The sequence below is a fragment of the Kiloniella majae genome, assembly GCF_002118315.1.
Taxonomy (GTDB): Bacteria; Pseudomonadota; Alphaproteobacteria; order Kiloniellales; family Kiloniellaceae; genus Kiloniella; species Kiloniella majae.
Genome location: NZ_MTSZ01000002.1, coordinates 106,792 through 122,913, shown reverse-complemented (window position 1 = coordinate 122,913; position 16,122 = coordinate 106,792). Strand labels below are relative to the sequence as shown.

Annotated in this window: 17 protein-coding genes; 4 read left to right on the top strand and 13 right to left on the bottom strand. The window is 41.1% G+C overall.

Going from position 1 to position 16,122, the window contains the following annotated elements:
- Positions 1-48 precede the first annotated feature (48 nt).
- Positions 49-288, bottom strand: coding sequence for a hypothetical protein (locus tag BKB51_RS06660; RefSeq protein ID WP_085900347.1), 240 nt, complete (start codon positions 286-288; stop codon positions 49-51).
- Positions 289-569: 281 nt separating this feature from the next.
- Here BKB51_RS06660 and BKB51_RS06655 point away from each other — a divergent pair, with 281 nt between their 5' ends.
- The 3 genes from BKB51_RS06655 (at position 570) to BKB51_RS06645 (ending at position 3,176) form a co-directional block, all read left to right on the top strand.
- Positions 570-1,298 carry a hypothetical protein gene (locus tag BKB51_RS06655; RefSeq protein ID WP_085900346.1) on the top strand — a complete coding sequence of 243 codons (729 nt, stop codon included), beginning with the start codon at positions 570-572 and terminating at the stop codon, positions 1,296-1,298.
- A gap of 25 nt (positions 1,299-1,323) precedes the next feature.
- Positions 1,324-2,145, top strand: a complete 822-nt coding sequence (locus BKB51_RS06650; RefSeq protein WP_085900345.1) for a hypothetical protein — start codon at positions 1,324-1,326, stop codon at positions 2,143-2,145.
- Positions 2,146-2,264: 119 nt separating this feature from the next.
- Complete coding sequence (locus BKB51_RS06645; protein WP_085900344.1) at positions 2,265-3,176, top strand: tetratricopeptide repeat protein; 912 nt, start codon at positions 2,265-2,267, stop codon at positions 3,174-3,176.
- Between the two features lie 29 nt (positions 3,177-3,205).
- Here BKB51_RS06645 and BKB51_RS06640 read toward each other — a convergent pair whose 3' ends face one another.
- From BKB51_RS06640 to BKB51_RS06605, 8 genes are all read right to left on the bottom strand, one after another.
- Positions 3,206-4,183 (bottom strand): type II secretion system F family protein, encoded by a 978-nt coding sequence (locus BKB51_RS06640; RefSeq protein WP_198946670.1) that lies wholly within the window; start codon positions 4,181-4,183, stop codon positions 3,206-3,208.
- Complete coding sequence (locus BKB51_RS06635; protein WP_085900343.1) at positions 4,180-5,196, bottom strand: type II secretion system F family protein; 1,017 nt, start codon at positions 5,194-5,196, stop codon at positions 4,180-4,182. Before BKB51_RS06635 ends, BKB51_RS06640 begins: the two co-directional genes overlap by 4 nt.
- Positions 5,193-6,815, bottom strand: coding sequence for a TadA family conjugal transfer-associated ATPase (locus BKB51_RS06630; protein ID WP_085900342.1), 1,623 nt, complete (start codon positions 6,813-6,815; stop codon positions 5,193-5,195). The genes BKB51_RS06635 and BKB51_RS06630 overlap by 4 nt, the downstream gene beginning before the upstream one ends.
- Positions 6,816-8,060 carry a CpaE/TadZ family protein gene (locus tag BKB51_RS06625; protein WP_085900341.1) on the bottom strand — a complete coding sequence of 415 codons (1,245 nt, stop codon included), beginning with the start codon at positions 8,058-8,060 and terminating at the stop codon, positions 6,816-6,818. It lies immediately after the preceding gene.
- Between the two features lie 5 nt (positions 8,061-8,065).
- Positions 8,066-8,794 carry a CpaD family pilus assembly lipoprotein gene (locus BKB51_RS06620; RefSeq protein WP_085900340.1) on the bottom strand — a complete coding sequence of 243 codons (729 nt, stop codon included), beginning with the start codon at positions 8,792-8,794 and terminating at the stop codon, positions 8,066-8,068.
- A 3-nt stretch (positions 8,795-8,797) separates the two neighbouring features.
- Positions 8,798-10,171, bottom strand: a complete 1,374-nt coding sequence (locus BKB51_RS06615) for a type II and III secretion system protein family protein (RefSeq protein WP_085900339.1) — start codon at positions 10,169-10,171, stop codon at positions 8,798-8,800.
- On the bottom strand, positions 10,171-11,058 hold the full coding sequence (gene cpaB / locus BKB51_RS06610) for a Flp pilus assembly protein CpaB (RefSeq protein WP_085900338.1): 888 nt from the start codon (positions 11,056-11,058) through the stop codon (positions 10,171-10,173). Before cpaB ends, BKB51_RS06615 begins: the two co-directional genes overlap by 1 nt.
- 159 nt (positions 11,059-11,217) lie before the next feature.
- Positions 11,218-11,409, bottom strand: coding sequence for a Flp family type IVb pilin (locus BKB51_RS06605; RefSeq protein ID WP_085900337.1), 192 nt, complete (start codon positions 11,407-11,409; stop codon positions 11,218-11,220).
- A gap of 297 nt (positions 11,410-11,706) precedes the next feature.
- Between BKB51_RS06605 and BKB51_RS06600 the strand changes: the two genes are divergently transcribed.
- The gene (locus tag BKB51_RS06600; RefSeq protein ID WP_218043978.1) at positions 11,707-13,197 is read left to right on the top strand and encodes a cobyric acid synthase; all 1,491 of its coding nucleotides are present in this window, start codon (positions 11,707-11,709) and stop codon (positions 13,195-13,197) included.
- A 27-nt stretch (positions 13,198-13,224) separates the two neighbouring features.
- Here BKB51_RS06600 and BKB51_RS06595 read toward each other — a convergent pair whose 3' ends face one another.
- The 4 genes from BKB51_RS06595 to BKB51_RS06580 all read right to left on the bottom strand — a co-directional run bounded on the left by BKB51_RS06595 (position 13,225) and on the right by BKB51_RS06580 (position 16,120).
- The gene (locus BKB51_RS06595) at positions 13,225-13,911 is read right to left on the bottom strand and encodes a fumarylacetoacetate hydrolase family protein (protein WP_085900336.1); all 687 of its coding nucleotides are present in this window, start codon (positions 13,909-13,911) and stop codon (positions 13,225-13,227) included.
- 62 nt (positions 13,912-13,973) lie between these two features.
- Positions 13,974-14,345, bottom strand: coding sequence for a HesB/IscA family protein (locus tag BKB51_RS06590; protein ID WP_085900335.1), 372 nt, complete (start codon positions 14,343-14,345; stop codon positions 13,974-13,976).
- Positions 14,346-14,435: 90 nt separating this feature from the next.
- On the bottom strand, positions 14,436-14,837 hold the full coding sequence (locus BKB51_RS06585; RefSeq protein WP_085900334.1) for a DUF59 domain-containing protein: 402 nt from the start codon (positions 14,835-14,837) through the stop codon (positions 14,436-14,438).
- Complete coding sequence (locus BKB51_RS06580; protein ID WP_420843492.1) at positions 14,837-16,120, bottom strand: aminotransferase class V-fold PLP-dependent enzyme; 1,284 nt, start codon at positions 16,118-16,120, stop codon at positions 14,837-14,839. The genes BKB51_RS06585 and BKB51_RS06580 overlap by 1 nt, the downstream gene beginning before the upstream one ends.
- Positions 16,121-16,122: the final 2 nt, after the last annotated feature.

Sequence of the window (16,122 nt, the reverse complement as noted above, 5' to 3'; positions counted from 1 at the left end):
GGATAAATTGCTGTTTGGTAAATTGATAAAGGAGTTCAGAAATTCGGACTATTTACTGTCTTTTTCTTGATCTTTATCTTTAAGGGCCTTGAGAACCTTTTCTGCAAAAGCTCCCTGATCGTGACGAGCGTGTAGGAAAAGCTCTACAGTTTTCCGCGCAGATTCCTTGTCGTAGGGGACCTGTCCGTTCATTCGAAGCTCGACTTCGCGTAAAATTTCGGGGTCAAGTTTGCCACGGAGAGACCTTAAATCATTGAGGACTTTTTCCTTGATATCATCTTCTGCCATTGGCGGTTCCCTTAAACTGCGGTTATGGGTTTAATCTCATACTACACCATTTTGCCATGGAATGGACACAACTAGGGTATATTTTTCGAAATATCTATTATGGTAGGTAAATCACAGTCTTATTCTGTTGGTATTCTCGATTGTCGCCTTTTACTTTGCTCAACAAGGCAAAAGCTGTAATTTAGAGTTGCCATTCAGTAAGTTTGTTGTATATCAACGGTTAGGCGCGTAGTAGAGGCGCAGCTTGACCTTAACACAATTAAGTATGGATAAAAATTTCGATGTCTCTCGGTCTTCGTGAAACCCGTCGCCGTCGTTCAAACAATTTTCGTTGGGCGATTTTTAAATGGGCAATAGCGTTAATTCTTATTGGTGCAGCAGGCTGGTATTCTTATCGGGCTGGACTTGAACTGGCCAATCGCAAGGTCATAACCCTGAACGATAAAAATAAAGAGTTGGAACAAACTGTTCAGGAACTTATGGAATTAAGAGACGAGCTTAATAGTAATCTGGAGGCGACGAAAGAAACCGCTGCAGGTTGGGAAAATCGTTATCAAAAAGATGTCCCGACTGGGGAGTTGAAGGTTATTGTCACGGATCTACAAGAAAAGATTGAGAACGGTGTTTCTCTTGATCGTCTAAAATTCTTGATTGCGAGTGCTGAAAACAAGCGTGTTTGTGATAACAGTCCTGTTGAAAAACGATTCTATGTGAACACGCCGATCTATACCGGTGTTAATGACAATGTCAGTTTTGCGCGTGGTAGTGTGACAATTACGGCCAAAGGTGAGTCTGCATACAATGCTGAAAATAAAATTGAAGCATGGTATGACCCGGCCAAGCCGTTGGATTTCGTCTTTACGGCGCTTGGTGGAAAAGCTGTCAAGCTTTCAGGTAAGTTACCATTGCACAAATCCATTGTTGTAAACGGCTCAGAATATAAGTTTACCCTGAAAACTGGGGCAAAGGGTTTTGTACAGGTCATTGGTGACCGTTGTGACTACCCCTGATTTGCTCAGTTGTAAGAGTTTATAAATGCTATCCGAAGCGTTCAGTTTTCTTTTTGCTAAGTGCGAGAGTAAATTCAGACGCTTCGGATATTTACATGAAGCCATTGCAATAGATGCAAGGTTTAAGAGGTGCGGGCCTTCATGGGGCTCTCATCTTGAAAATACCCGCTCTGAGATCTCTTCCGCAATCAATAAGGTCTCTGAACGCAAGAAGGTAATCATTCTTGGGGCCGGGGCCGGGTACGATATTCCTCTGGATGATCTGGAGCGTTTGTTTGAAACCGTTGTTTTAGTCGATGTTGTATTTTTAAAATCGATACGAAAAAAGGCGGAACGTAGCTCCAGTATATCTTTGGTTGAGTTGGATTTAACTGGTCTTGTTGCTTCTTTAGAACACTTAAAGCCCGATTTTGATGTCAAAAAAATCCAATCAATCCTGCCTGTTAATCTGCTCAAAGACGCCGATCTTGTTATTTCCTGTAATGTTCTATCTCAGCTACCGATAAATATTCAGAACTGGCTGATAAAGGCAGGTGTTCATGAAGACGATGATGAGCTGAAAAGCTGTTGCCGCACAATCATTATTGACCACCTCAAGTGGTTGGAATGTAGTAACGTCCCTGTGCTTTTGATTACAGATCTTGAACGCCAGCTAAGTGCAGTTAAAGACCCGGAAGAAAAGGGTGTCAGAGATAACGCACTTTATGGCCTGGAATTCAATAAACTTGATAAGACCTGGATTTGGAATATCGCGCCAAGTCCGGAAATAGATAAAAACTATAACCTGAAACACCTTGTTGGCTCTGTGTATCTGAAACCTGAAGAATCTTTTGATATTTCTTATTAAATTCTATTCAACTTTACGACTGTGATTAATGTCTTAAGGGGAATACTTAACGAAAGTTTAAGTAGATCTCCGCTATTTTAGCACGAGTCTGGTTTTGTGCTTCTGAACGGAGAATTGATATGTCCTTATTGTTTGCCAAAAGGATTGTGATCCTTGGGGGGATATCTTTTGTATTGTCTGGCTGCTCTGTCATGCATAACATTTCATCTGCAGTTGGTATCAAATTACCCAAAAAAGAAGTTGCACAAGGTAGTGTAGAACCAAATAAAAATCAGGGGTTTAATGACGAAACTCAACAGGTTTTTGATATTGCTGAAGCAACGTATAACAGAGGCGATTATCGAACCGCTATTGGACTTTATCAGCGTGTCTTTGAGCTTAATCCTGATAATCCGGAACCAATGCTTCGAATTGGGGCTATACTCAATAAAAAGGGTGAGCCTTTGGCTGCAGGACAAGCCTATCGTCAAGTGTTAGCTGTGAACCCGGCTAATCTTGAAGGAAAACGCGGATTGGGGCTTTCTTTTCTGGCCAGAGGCCAAATAGATCTTGCAATTGAGCAGTTTTCTGAAGGCTTGGCAATTGAGAAGACTCCCAAGTTACTAAATGCAATGGGGGTTGCCTACGATAAAAAAGGTGAACGACAAACTGCGCAGAAATACTATAAAGAAGGGCTTAAGATTGATAAGAGCAATCTTACTCTTCAAAGTAATTATGGCTTATCAATGTCCTATGAAGGACGACATGACCAAGCTCTAGCTGTTTTGTACCCCTTGTCGAAAAATCCAAAAGCGACAGTTCAGCATCGTCAAATATTGGCTATGGCCTATACTCTTTCCGGAGATCTAGATGCGGCAGAACAAACGTCCCGCATAGATATGGATGATGCAGATGTGGCAAAGAGAATGAGATATTTTAATTCTCTTGTACAAGCCAAATCGACTGGGGGAACTTCCCAAAAAGCGAATGGAAATGGCGAAATAATCTCTAGTAGCCCAGTTGAAAAGGTAGATATTTATCCTCTAGACTGAGCAATAAAAAAACTCAGCAATTAATTTATCTACCTGTTTATGAAGTTATCGATCACTCGTATTACTGCTGGACCAAGTAGCACAATAAAAAGTGGAGGCAGGATAAATATAATCATTGGAACTGTCATAATTGCGGGTAATTTTGCAGCTTTTTCTTCTGCTTTCATTAAGCGTTCATGCCTAAGCTCAGAACTCATGACCCTTAATGATTGTGATAGTGGGGTACCAAATTTTTCAGATTGAATGAGTGCATTCACCAAGCTTCTCATCATGGGTATATCGACTCTTTTTGCCAGATTCATAAGTGCTTTTTTACGATCTGGTAAATAACCAAGCTCCAATGACGTCAATGACAATTCATCAGAAAGTTCAGGTGCCGCGTAAAGCATTTCTTTTGATACTCTTGAAAAGGCTGCGTCTAAACTAAGCCCAGCTTCGGTACAAATAACCATTAAATCAAGCCCATCAGGTAGAGATTTATTAATTAATTCGTGCCGTTTTAAAATCGAATTCTTCAAAAGTATATCGGGGAGTTTTGCGCTCAGTAATGTTGTTCCAATTGTTGCGAATGCTTGTCCCAAAGGCGGTAACTCAATTGCCTTTAGGGTATATATATAAATGTATGCAATTGTAGCTCCGGTAATCGGAGAAATCAGCTTGAAAAAAAGATACCTATAAAGAGCATCTGGAGTACGTTTTCCTGCTTTAGATAGGAGAAATGCATACTTCTCAGCTTGATCATTTTTCATTAATTTAAAATAATCAACAACTTGACGCATCAAATTTTCAGAGTTTGGAGTTAAACTTCTGCGTTGTTTAGGAGACAGGTAACTTTCTCGCATACCTTCTCTAAGCTTTGCCATCTCCAAAGCTTTTCTTGAACTTGGATCTTTAGCTAATAATGAATACCAAATGGCAAAGAATATCGCCAATATGGTTAAACTGGCGCTTAGTATTAGAAAAGACTCTTCAGAAAAGCCTGATGGTAATATATCCGAAAGGTTCATATTTCAAATTTAACCATTTTATACATCACGCCACATCCTAATGCGATCATGAATAAACCAACTCCAACAGCAAACTGTCCTCTCGGATCAGTGAAGAGCTGTGTTGCATAATTTGGGTTAACGAGATAAATTAGCATATACATAATAAAAGGAAGTGAACCGATAATATAAGCGGAAGCTTTAGCTTCTGAAGACATGGCTTTTATTTTCAGTTTCATTTGTTTCCGTTTTCTCAAAATGTCTGAAAGATTGGCGAGAGTTTCCGCCAGATTCCCACCTGTTTCTGTTTGTATGGATAGAGCAACGGTAAAAAATTGGAATTCTTGAAGCCCTAACCTATCTTGTGCTTTTGCTAGTTCATCAGGAAGCTTTCCACCGATCTTTACACCGTTTGTAACTTTCGCGAGCTCTGTTCCAACAGGGTCTGCAATTTCTTCTCCTGCATTTTTAATTGCTTCGGTAATGGGTAAGCCAGCTTTAAGTGCTCGGACCATAAGGTCAATTGCATCGGGGAAAAGAGATATGAATTTTTTCTGGCGTCTTTTTTTTAAAATAAATAGGCCAATGTGTGGCGAAGCCAAACCAGAAGCGATTCCATATAATACGCCAAGTAAGGGGGGGTAATTTGTTGAAAAATGGAAGCCAACAAAAGAGAGAATTCCAACAATTATTGATATAATAAAAAGTCGACCAAGGTTAGGGTGTAAGCCTGCTTTTTGCATCTTATCTCTTAATAAATCAGGTTTTGGTGTTAGCTTTTTGACAAGACTATCTAGCTTAACATTACCGCTTCCTTCTGATTGCCGCCTGATACTGACACGTTCCGTGTTTGTTTGTGATGTACCTCTTGCTTTGTAAACAATACGATTAATTCTTTCTTTAGCCTTTTTGTTATCGGGCTTTATAATGAAATAGAGTAATATCAGGAATGAGAATAAAATGATGGCTGCAACAGTCATAATTTGTATATCTGTCGCTCTTCCGTTTGATATATCCTGAATGAGAGATATCATCCCATTGCATCCATCAAATGTTTTCCTAAGCTAAAATATTCTGCTTTAGGAAGGAAGAAAGGCCTGAGGCCAGAAGATTTAAACTCTCCTGTTAAGTTGCCTTGTTCGTCTTCGCCTTTAAAGTTGAAGGTAAAAAGATCTTGAGTTGTTACAATATCATCTTCCATTCCAATTATTTCGGTAATATGTGTAATACGTCTCATTCCATCACGCATACGAGAAACCTGAATAATCATATCCAATGCGTCAGCTATTTGAGTGCGAACAGCTTTTGCCGGTAGATTAATCCCCGCCATGCCGACCATGTTTTCCAGGCGAGTAAGTGCTTCTCTTGGTCTGTTGGCGTGTACAGTACCTAATGATCCATCGTGCCCTGTATTCATCGCCTGAAGCATATCAACAGCTTCTGAACCTCGAATTTCTCCTAATATGATTCGATCAGGGCGCATACGAAGAGAGTTTTTTACCAAATCTCTCATTGTAATTGCTCCTTCGCCTTCAAGGTTGGGAGGTCGTGTTTCCAGCCGAACAACATGGGGCTGTTGTAATTGCAATTCTGCTGCGTCTTCAATTGTTACAATGCGTTCGCCATGGTCGATCATTTGAGATAGTGCGTTGAGAAGGGTTGTTTTCCCCGAGCCTGTTCCACCTGAAATCAATATGTTTAGTCGACTTCTCGAGGCAATTTTCATGACTGTTGCCATTTCAGGGGATATATTCTTTTGTTTTTTCATTATATCGAGGGTAATGCTTTGTTTTGCAAATTTCCTTATTGAAATCGAAGACCCATCGATTGCAAGAGGTGGAATAATTATGTTTACACGGCTACCATCTGCAAGACGAGCGTCACAAAGTGGTGTGGTTTCATCTACTCTTCTGCCAACGTGAGCAACAATTCTCCTTGCTACGTTCATAACATGTTCATTGTCCCTGAAAATAACTTCAGTGAGTTGTAATTTTCCTCCTTTTTCTATATAAACTTGATTAGGTCCATTAACCATAATGTCAGTTACGGCTTCATCTGCTAGTAAAGGTTCTAAGGGACCAAGACCAAGCATATCTGCCAAGATTAATTCGATGACGGCCGCTTTTTCTGGGGCGTTTAAGCGTAGTTTGTCCTCAAAAAGAATTTCCCCAACAATTTCACCCAATTGACTTGAAAGTTCCTCTTTCGGAAGTTTTGAGGCTGCTGAGATATCAAGACGATCCATTACTTTTGGTTGAATTAATGATTTAGCTTCTTCAATTGTTCCGGAGGCTGAACTAGCTAATTTTTCAATTGTTGATGGCTTTTGTGAAGCTTTGGGATGTGGGTAAGGTCTGCTTTCGAATTTTTCCAAAGAAGGTACTGGTACAGCAGGTACTTCACTTGATGTTTGTTTAATAGTATCTTCTACGTACCAGTTTATTAAGTCTGTTATAAGTGTTCGTCGTTGTAACAAGTTTAGCGGGCTATTTTGACGTTCTAATTCTTCTGTGACTATCTGACCAATCTTAAGGCTAAGTTCAGGGCGTGACATCATTGAAGCCGGCCTATCTATTAGATTGGACTTTAGTAGTGTCTTGAATTTATCGCTTTCGCTTACATCAGCTTTGTTGCCTATTTGATTTTGCTGCATTTATTTAAGACCAATAAATTTAAACCAAGACGCTTTTGAAGCTTGAGTTGATTGCTGAGGAGCTATCTTATTCGCGAGTAATTTAATTGCTTTTGATACCTTTGATTGGGGTTCAATTGCAATTGCCGGCTTGCCATTGTTTGCAGCTTTTATACATAATTTAATGTCTTCAGGTATTTCAATGTCAACCTTTACTCCGAGAGCTTTTTCAAATTCTGTTACGGGCATAGCTGGATGATTGGTATTTGTTTTGTTCGCGACTAGAATTATTTTACATTCATGATTAATCGACTTGATAGTACTTTGTGTTCTGATTGTATCTCTCAAACTGGTTAAACTGTAATCTGTTACCAATATTACTGTGCCAGCCTCTGATATAATACTTTTTCTGAGTTTTACTGCGGAACGAGGGGTATCTATAATTAACTGCCCGTATTCACGGGATAAAGCTTCCATTAAAATAGCAATTCCATCGTGAGTGAAAGTGACATCTTCTGTTAAGTTTTCTTCTGTTGCCATTACAGCTAAATTTTCTGATAATTTGGCTGTTGTGCTTGAGATAAATAAACTATCCAACCGCTCTGGATTTTCAAGAGCTTCTCTAAGGCCGCGAGTTGGTTCAACGTCAAGCGCAAGGGCTACCGTTCCAAACTCGATATCCATATCGAGTAAAGCTGTTTTAGTTTTTAATTCTTCTGATAAATACCAGGATAGATTTACAGCAATAGTGCTGGCGCCAATTCCACCTCGAACCCCCATAACAACAGATTTGTTATTATCTGAATGGGGTATATCTTCTTGATGATTAGCGTATATAATATCTTCTTTGTCTGCGTTGTGGATTGCAGTCAACAGCGCTTTCTCTGTTAAAGGCTTGAGTACGTAATCAGAAACACCTACTTCCAGCATTTCTCTGTAAAAACTTATATCATTAACAGATCCAACTGCGATAGTTTTAGTGTTTTCTGGTAATATTGTGATTAAGGAAAATATAGAGGTTACCGCTGATACTTCATCATTTCCAAGATCAATTATCAAATATTTAGGTGCAGGATTGTCGTTTAGATAGTTCATTACGTCTTGGCTTTGCCCGTCACGTACCTCTGCGCTATATCCCAGTTGTTTTGAGACAGAAAGCGCGACATCGTGAGTTTGGCCATCACTAACAAATGCAACAACTTCAGGCATTGTATCATGATTGTTTTCTAAATCACCAAAGATATCGTCAATATCACTTACAGCCATAATAATTAAATACCACTAGTGCTTAAATTAGTAATTAAAGGGGTGATTTCACCTCTTCGATAGCGGTCAACGCCTGAAGCTAAAGTTGTTGAGTCTGCAGAAGTCATTGGCTGGCTTCCATCAAGTTTTTCTGGAGAAGCAACCATGTTCGCAAGGTTGACCTCCTGAACGCATCCAAAGGTTCTTTTGTGTGGTCTTGCTCCTCTCGGGTAAGGTTTTATAATACATTCTGGAGCGATGATTATTTTTCGATGAATTAACAATGCGGCATTGTGTTTTGATGGGTCTAAAATAGCGATAGCTTGAGTTGATTTTTTGCTTTTATAACCAAGATCACGAAGTGTGAATTGCAGGTGACGAATGGCTTGTGACGAGATCTCGGTTGTATTCCCTTGTGAATTTCTTAAGCCATCGATTAGCAAAACATCGGTAGAAGTTATGTTGTAACTTTTTATGAAATCTTGTAACTCGGATCCTAGTGAGTTTATTTCAGCTAGATTTACTGGAATAAAGAAACCTTCGGATGCTATGTAGCTGACTGTTTTTGTTCTTTTACTTGATGGTATCTGTTGCCATCTTCCTGTATCAAGAAAATTATGCACAGCTTGTGTTGTTTGTTGTATGGGATCGGATGTTTGATGCCCTTTTTGTTGCGCGCATGCTCCTATTAAAACTGCTGAGGCGACGAGTATTCCTGTCATGAATTTTTTTATGAATTTTGATAAAGCTTTCATTATTTATTCCACAATAAAAGTTGGCTCACTATTGGAATGAAGAACGCTCGTGGTGTCTTCATTAGTCGTAGAAGGGATTTTTGGAGCTGTAATATTGTTTGTTCTGTTGAGATATGGATCTGTTGGAAGAACAACAGGAGCGTTTGAAGGTGTTACAAGGTAAGGAGTAACAACAATAACCAGCTCACTTTCATTGTTTTGAAACCGTTCACTTTTAAAAAGTCTGCCAAGTATTGGGATGTCCCCCAGGCCAGGAACTTGGCTTGCGACTTGTGTCTGGTTATTTAAGATTAAGCCCGCAATAGCAAAGCTTTGTCCCGAACCTAAATCTACAGTTGTTTCTACGCGCCGAGTTGACAGAGCAGGGATTTCAATACCTGATAGGATGACAGCACCTTCGGCCGAAAGTTGGCTGACTTCCGGTCTTACTCGCAAAGAAATTCTATTTTCAGATATAATTGTGGGGGTAAAAGCCAGACTGACACCGAACTGTTTAAACTCTATTTTAATAGTGCGGGTACCATCAACTAACCCTGACCCAACAGGTACAGGGAATTCTCCGCCAGCGAGAAAGAATGCTGTTTCTCCGGATACAGCAGTTAAGTTTGGCTCTGCAAGAATAGTAACCAATTCATCCTGAGCTAAAGCGTCAAGCAACACATTAAGATTGAAATATCTCCCAACTGATGATGTCAAGCCAAGTAAATTAGGTGGACTTGTTGCCAGTATTGTTGAGGTTGTGGTTCCTAAGCCAATATTTGTTTGTCCATCATTAAATGATGATCCTGTCCAGTTAAAGCCAAACTGTTCAATAACATCGTTACGAACTTCTGCAATGCGGACACGTAGATGTATTTGATCTGATGCAGCTACAGATAGTTGAGATATGACCTGTTCTACAGCTGGATCAATAAAGCGTTCTGCAATTCTTCTTGCGTTATCGGCATCTGTGAGATGACTGACTGCTCCTGTTAAAAGAATACCATTGTTGATAGAGCTTGCTTGTATTTCATGTCCAGGTAAGGCTGTATCAAATGTTTCTTTTAACTGCTTCAAGTTGTGTATAACTTTTACAGGAATACTTGCCATTACCTGTTCGTTTGTATCTATGGCAAAAACACTTGTTGTGCCTGATTTCTTTCCAAAAACATAAACTAATCTAGCTGATTTAACGTTCAGATCAGCGATCTCTGGGTTTGCAATAAATATATTTGATGCGGAACGTGGAAGCTTTAATAATTTACCTTCCCCAATTTCTATTTCAACAGGGGCTGATTCTGGAGAAATAGTTTGAAATGATTGAGAGTATGCAAGATTATTATTCAGAAAAAATATTGTCCCGCATAATAGGTATAAAAATTTTTTGTAAAATAACATCAATTTCCGCCCGTTTTCACATCAGTATTCCCTCGGGATATGGTTAAAGAGTTGCCAGATGGTCCGCTTCTAGGGAGTAAGGCTTTAGTCGCTTCATAATCCCAAGTATAGCTATCACCTTCTAATGGACTATGATCGGCAGAAATGTTTCCTGTTTCTAAGAGCTCTTGTAGTTCTTCTTCATCTTTAGCTAAAGGACGAAGTGAAAGAGATATTTTGCCAACAATTTTAGCAACGGCTACGATCTCAACCTGCTCAGGCTTTAATTCAACAGTGACAGTTTTTGCACCAGCATTTGTTGCTCCTTGTGGAGTGTTTAAAGCAGTACCCAGTGCAAGAACTCTTACATTTGTCATTACTGTTTCACTGGCTTTTCTTGTAGTACCTTCTTCTTCATTACTTTTAAGGGTCATAGATACAATTAAATCGACCCTGTCTCCAGGGAACACAAGACCACTAACACCAGTTTCTCCCGAAATGGGTATAGAGAGTGCGCGGTGTCCAGGCTTTAGAACCGCAGAAAGAAAACCACGTTCTCCGGGGCGAATAAATTTAGCTTTATTAATAGGTTCGCCAGCAGAAATCCCTGTTCTTGAAACTTGTCCGGTTAAGTCGTCTGAGTTGAATTGATCCTTAACTAAATGGTGATCTGATACGTAATCTTCCGGCCACCCCTGCCAGGCAAAATCATTTTCTTCAACAAACTTACCAAGTGGGATATTTTTTTTGGCGATTAATATTTCAACCGCTTGCTCTGGTTCAATAGCGATGTTTTGAGTTGATTGGAGAGGTCTCTTATTGGCATCTAACCATGATTTGGTTAAGAATGCTGTTCCGCCACTTAATAGTAAGGCGATAAGGATCAATATTATTTTACGTACCATCATAGGAACATTCTATGTGGATATGGTAAACGCTTTGTAAAAATAATAATAAAACTGGAGTTGGATGAAGTGTTGTTAAAATAATAAATTTCTTTCGGGTTTCCCCCAAAAAAAAGCTGGTCCATTTAGAACCAGCTTCATTAATACATATATATTCATGTATTAAGGTGTTTTTGCTGCGTCGGCTGCTTTTTTCAAAGATGTGTTTGCAACACCAAAAATGGTATCTAGTGAGGTACCAAGTGTTGTTAGTGTGCCAATAGCGGCAACAGAAACCAGTGCGGCGATAAGGCCGTACTCAATCGCTGTTGCACCGGATTCATCAGTTAGAAAAGTTTTTACAAAGTTTGTCATTGCTCAGGGCTCCTATTCCTCGAAAACTTGGTACGATAATGCCACTCATCTATTAATAAAAAGTAAATAAAAATATTAATTATAGAAAAGATAAGAATAGATTTTTTTTATTTAATTTATACTGTTTAGTTTTAAAGTAATGATGAATTGATATTTTATTTTTCTTTAATAAATTTAAAATTTTATATAATTTTTACTTGAAATTTTTGTGGCCATTTTAAACTTGGTTGTCTCAGGGTTTCTCTGTAAAAAAATATTGAATTCTTCTACACACATTTATGACGAGCAGGAAGCTTTATGACTGTCGCAATCATGTTTCAGGGTACGGGATCTGATGTTGGCAAGTCCCTTTTGGTTGCAGGGATTGCCAGGGCTTTATCTAATCGCGGCCTTAAAGTCCGCCCCTTTAAGCCACAGAACATGTCAAACAATGCTGCTGTTACCCCCTGTGGTGGAGAGATAGGTCGCGCTCAGGCGCTTCAGGCCAAAGCTTGTCGTGTCGAAACGTCCACTGATATGAACCCGGTTTTACTCAAGCCACAAACGGACATGGGCTCTCAGGTTATTGTGCAGGGGAAAATTTGGGGAAATACCAACACGGGCAATTATTGGACGCGGAGGCATGAACTGATGCCAACTGTGTTTGAAAGCTTTCATCGCTTGGCTGATGAGGCGGATATTGTCCTCGTGGAGGGCGCGGGCAGTCCTGCGGAAGTTAATCTGAGATCTGGTGATATCGCAAATATGGGTTTTGCGATTGCTGCACAGGTACCGGTAATTCTTATTGGCGATATTGACCGGGGAGGGGTGATTGCATCTATTGTCGGAACAGGTGAGCTTTTACAACAGGAAGAAAAAGATCTGGTTAGAGGCGTTATTATTAATAAGTTCCGTGGTGATCTCAGTCTTTTTAAATCCGGCGTAAGTATTATAGAAGAAAAGAGTGGTTTTTCTTCTCTGGGTGTTGTGCCTTATTTTAAGGACGCGCGTAAATTACCCGATGAAGATGCGGTTTCTGTGCAGTCTGGTGTTTCGATTGGTAATAGTGCTGGTGAAAAAGATACCATTCGTGTTGCGGTTCCCTTGATTTCGCGTATCTCTAACTTTGATGATTTTGATCCTTTAATTGCAGAAGAGGATGTTGAGCTGACGTTTATTCATCCCGGTGATGTTATTCCTGCTGAGACGGATCTGGTTATATTACCGGGATCAAAAGCAACAATCGGTGATTTGGAGTTCTTCAGAGCGCAAGGATGGGACATTGATCTGCTCGCGCATGTGAGAAGAGGTGGTCAGGTTCTCGGCATCTGCGGGGGGTATCAAATGCTGGGAACTTTAATCTCTGACCCGCAAGGTATCGAAGGGGAAGTCGCATCGATATCAGGTTTGGGACTATTGCCTGTGACAACTGTTTTAACCGGAAACAAGAAACTTACGGAAGTTAAGGGGCATGACATCACAAGCGGTGAAACAATAACGGGCTATGAAATGCATGTTGGCGTGACCGAAGTTGATGAAACTCAAGCTAATGATATTTCACCGATGCTCTCTATCGGTCAGAGGGAAGAGGGTGTTCAACTTAGTACAGGGCAGGTATCTGGCTGTTACCTACACGGTCTTTTTGTATCTGATAACTACAGGGCAGCCTTTTTAAATCGGATTAAAAAAAGAGAAGCCAGTGCTTTGTCGTTTGAAAAAGAGGTTGATGTAACCCTTGATGCCTTAGCACAGCATATGGAAGAGAATGTCAATTTGGATAAATTGTTATTGATCGCGGGGTATAAATAAAGGCTCAGTGGGGGTAAGCAACTGATCTTAGGTCAGTTGGAAAGAGAGATCCGAGAGACCTTCTATTGAACAGGTAATTTCATCACCGGATTTTATCGCGCCGACGCCCGCGGGTGTACCTGTCATGATAATATCACCTGCACGTAGGTCAAACAGGCGGCTCAGGTGATAAATAATGTGTTCAACCGACCAGATCATATCCCCAAGCGTTGCCTGTTGTCTGACTTCTTTATCAACACTAAGCGAGATAGAGGAAGATCCTGTAAGTAAATTTTTTGTCTGTGGCGTGATCGCACTACAGGGGGCAGAGTTATCAAAACCTTTTGCGACATCCCAAGGGTGACGTTTATCTTTGCAGATTTTCTGTAAATCCCTTCTGGTTAAGTCGACGCCTGTTGCGTAACCAAAAATATGAGTACCAGCTTGCTCTGGGGAAATGTTACTGCCCCCGCTTTTTAATGTGACGACAAGTTCTACTTCATGATGGAGATCTGTTGTTGCGTTTGGGTAGGGGATTGGTCCACCTTTTGGGACTAAAGCTTCAGTGGGCTTCATAAAGAACATCGGGGTTTCAACTTCAGGATCGCCGCCCATTTCTTTTGTGTGTTCGGCATAATTTCTGCCAACACAGAATATACGCCGGACAGGAAACAATAGCTCTGATCCCACAACAGGAAGAGTTACGACAGGAGCAGGATCAAATGTATAACGCATTTTTTCTTGTTATCGCTCTGACGGAGATTGGAGTGCTTTTTGCTGTGTCTATAGAAATAGTTCTAGGTGATTAATTCAGCTTTGTTGCTTTCGGGCGCAACGTGAAAACTTTCACCGCAACCACAACGTCCTTCTTCATTTGGATTGTTGAAAACAAAAGAGCTTTGGAATTTATCCTGAACAAAGTCCATTTCGCTACCAATCAAGTACATGACGGCAGTTGGTTCGATAAAGATTTTGACGCCTTTGTCTTCGACAATATCTTCAAACTTCTTTTGTTCTTTTGCATACTCCACGACATAACTGAGACCGGAACAGCCCTTGGTACTGATGCCGACACGCAGGCCAAGAACAGCTTCGTCCTGGCTTTGGTCCATAAGCGTTTTGACGCGATTTGCGGCAGCATCTGTAAGGGTGATGAGTTTTGGCATCATCGGATCATGTCTCTTAATTTCCAGTTTCTGATCGTACTATATCACTATATGGGGGCTATGCCCCAGATAAAAAGGTTATATGAGAAAAGCTTACATAAACAGGCCAAGCGCCAGTTGTGCATCTTCGCTCATCATGTTCTGATTCCAGGGCGGTGACCAGGTCAGAATAACAGTTACTTCCCCAACACCTTCCACAGCGGCAACGGCTTCAGCCACCTGCATAGGGAGTTCCCCTGCGACGGGACAATTTGGGGCCGTTAGCGTCATGCTGACATTAACATCGCCTTTTTCATTCATTTCATGACCATAGATGAGGCCCAGGTCATAAATGTTTACCGGGATCTCAGGGTCATGAACGCTTTGGAAGGCATCAATAATGTCATCTTTGCCTGCAAAGGCTGTTCCCTCGGCCAGTGACTTGCCTGCTGTCGCTTTAAAGCCTTCTTCTGCCTTGGGAAGAAAATCGCTTAAGCTTTTTCCATCATCAAACATTAGCTAAAGAGTTCCCGTACTTTCTCGAGAGCGTCAGCGAGCGCATCAACTTCTTCGCGGGTGTTGTAGATGCCAAAGGAAGCGCGTGCTGTTGCTGGTAGGTCAAAGCGTTGCATCAGAGGTTGAGCACAGTGATGACCAGCCCTGACGGCAACCCCCCTACGATCAAGGATCGTGCCGATGTCATGGGCATGAGCTTCTTCCATGGTAAAGGAGAGAATACTCGCCTTTTCCTTAGCTCGACCGATAATATTCAATCCGGGTATCCTGCTCAGGCGTTCAGTTGCATAGGCTAGAATGCCGTTTTCATGAGCAGCAATATTATCTTTGCCTAATGCTTCGATATATTCAATAGCAGCACCAAGGCCAATGGCCTCGACAATTGCGGGGGTTCCGGCTTCAAAGCGATGGGGGATTTCTTTGTAGGTTGTTTTCTCAAAGGTAACGAGATCTATCATTTCACCGCCACCTTGATAGGGCGGCATTGAATTCAAAAGGTCGGCTTTACCATAAAGGATACCAACGCCGCTTGGACCATAAACCTTGTGGCCTGAAAAACAGTAAAAATCCGGATTGAGATCCTGCACATCAATATGAGCATGCGGTGCCGCCTGACAGCCATCAACCAGAACCTTGGCGCCGTGGGCGTGAGCAACGCGGATGATGTCTTTAATCGGCGTTATCGTTCCAACAGCATTTGAGATATGGGTAATGGCAACCAGCTTGGTTTTTGAACTGAAAAGGCTTTCATATTCCTCAAACAAGAAGTTTGCATCACCATCAATTGGCACGACTTTTATTTCAATGCCAATTTGATCTCTGAGTATTTGCCAGGGAACAATATTGGAATGATGTTCCATATGGGAAATGATGATCTCATCACCCGCTTTCAGGAAATTTCGGCCATAACTTTGTGCGACCAGATTGATCGCCTCTGTAGCGCCTTTAGTCAGGATACATTGATCCGGGCTTTCTGCATTAATAAACCTTGCCGCAGCATTGCGACCGGATTCAAAAGCTTCGGTACAAGCTTGGCTCAGGCTATGGACACCACGATGAACATTGGAATAGTAAGTTTCATAGGCCTCTTGCATCCGATCCAAAACCTGACGGGGTTTTTGTGCCGACGCAGCACTGTCCAGATAGACGAGGGGACGGCCATAGATCTCACGTTGAAGGATAGGGAAATCATCGCGAATGCGATGAACATCAAATGCCTGTAGTGAGTTATCACCAGCTTTGATGGTTCCCATATCAACGTTCTTTGCTGTACCTATGCTCATTG

Excerpts from the sequence above, each read along its gene's own strand:
- BKB51_RS06645 (WP_085900344.1), top strand. The coding sequence starts at position 2,265 with ATGTCCTTATTGTTTGCCAAAAGGATTGTGATCCTTGGGGGGATATCT.
- BKB51_RS06590 (WP_085900335.1), bottom strand. The coding sequence starts at position 14,345 with ATGATGCCAAAACTCATCACCCTTACAGATGCTGCCGCAAATCGCGTC.
- BKB51_RS06605 (WP_085900337.1), bottom strand. The coding sequence starts at position 11,409 with ATGACAAACTTTGTAAAAACTTTTCTAACTGATGAATCCGGTGCAACA.
- BKB51_RS06630 (WP_085900342.1), bottom strand. The coding sequence starts at position 6,815 with ATGCAGCAAAATCAAATAGGCAACAAAGCTGATGTAAGCGAAAGCGAT.
- BKB51_RS06595 (WP_085900336.1), bottom strand. The coding sequence starts at position 13,911 with ATGCGTTATACATTTGATCCTGCTCCTGTCGTAACTCTTCCTGTTGTG.
- BKB51_RS06660 (WP_085900347.1), bottom strand. The coding sequence starts at position 288 with ATGGCAGAAGATGATATCAAGGAAAAAGTCCTCAATGATTTAAGGTCT.
- BKB51_RS06640 (WP_198946670.1), bottom strand. The coding sequence starts at position 4,183 with ATGAACCTTTCGGATATATTACCATCAGGCTTTTCTGAAGAGTCTTTT.
- BKB51_RS06585 (WP_085900334.1), bottom strand. The coding sequence starts at position 14,837 with ATGTTTGATGATGGAAAAAGCTTAAGCGATTTTCTTCCCAAGGCAGAA.
- BKB51_RS06635 (WP_085900343.1), bottom strand. The coding sequence starts at position 5,196 with ATGATATCTCTCATTCAGGATATATCAAACGGAAGAGCGACAGATATA.
- cpaB (WP_085900338.1), bottom strand. The coding sequence starts at position 11,058 with ATGATGGTACGTAAAATAATATTGATCCTTATCGCCTTACTATTAAGT.
- BKB51_RS06655 (WP_085900346.1), top strand. The coding sequence starts at position 570 with ATGTCTCTCGGTCTTCGTGAAACCCGTCGCCGTCGTTCAAACAATTTT.
- BKB51_RS06620 (WP_085900340.1), bottom strand. The coding sequence starts at position 8,794 with ATGAAAGCTTTATCAAAATTCATAAAAAAATTCATGACAGGAATACTC.
- BKB51_RS06580 (WP_420843492.1), bottom strand. The coding sequence starts at position 16,120 with ATGAGCATAGGTACAGCAAAGAACGTTGATATGGGAACCATCAAAGCT.
- BKB51_RS06600 (WP_218043978.1), top strand. The coding sequence starts at position 11,707 with ATGACTGTCGCAATCATGTTTCAGGGTACGGGATCTGATGTTGGCAAG.
- BKB51_RS06625 (WP_085900341.1), bottom strand. The coding sequence starts at position 8,060 with ATGGCTGTAAGTGATATTGACGATATCTTTGGTGATTTAGAAAACAAT.
- BKB51_RS06615 (WP_085900339.1), bottom strand. The coding sequence starts at position 10,171 with ATGTTATTTTACAAAAAATTTTTATACCTATTATGCGGGACAATATTT.
- BKB51_RS06650 (WP_085900345.1), top strand. The coding sequence starts at position 1,324 with ATGCTATCCGAAGCGTTCAGTTTTCTTTTTGCTAAGTGCGAGAGTAAA.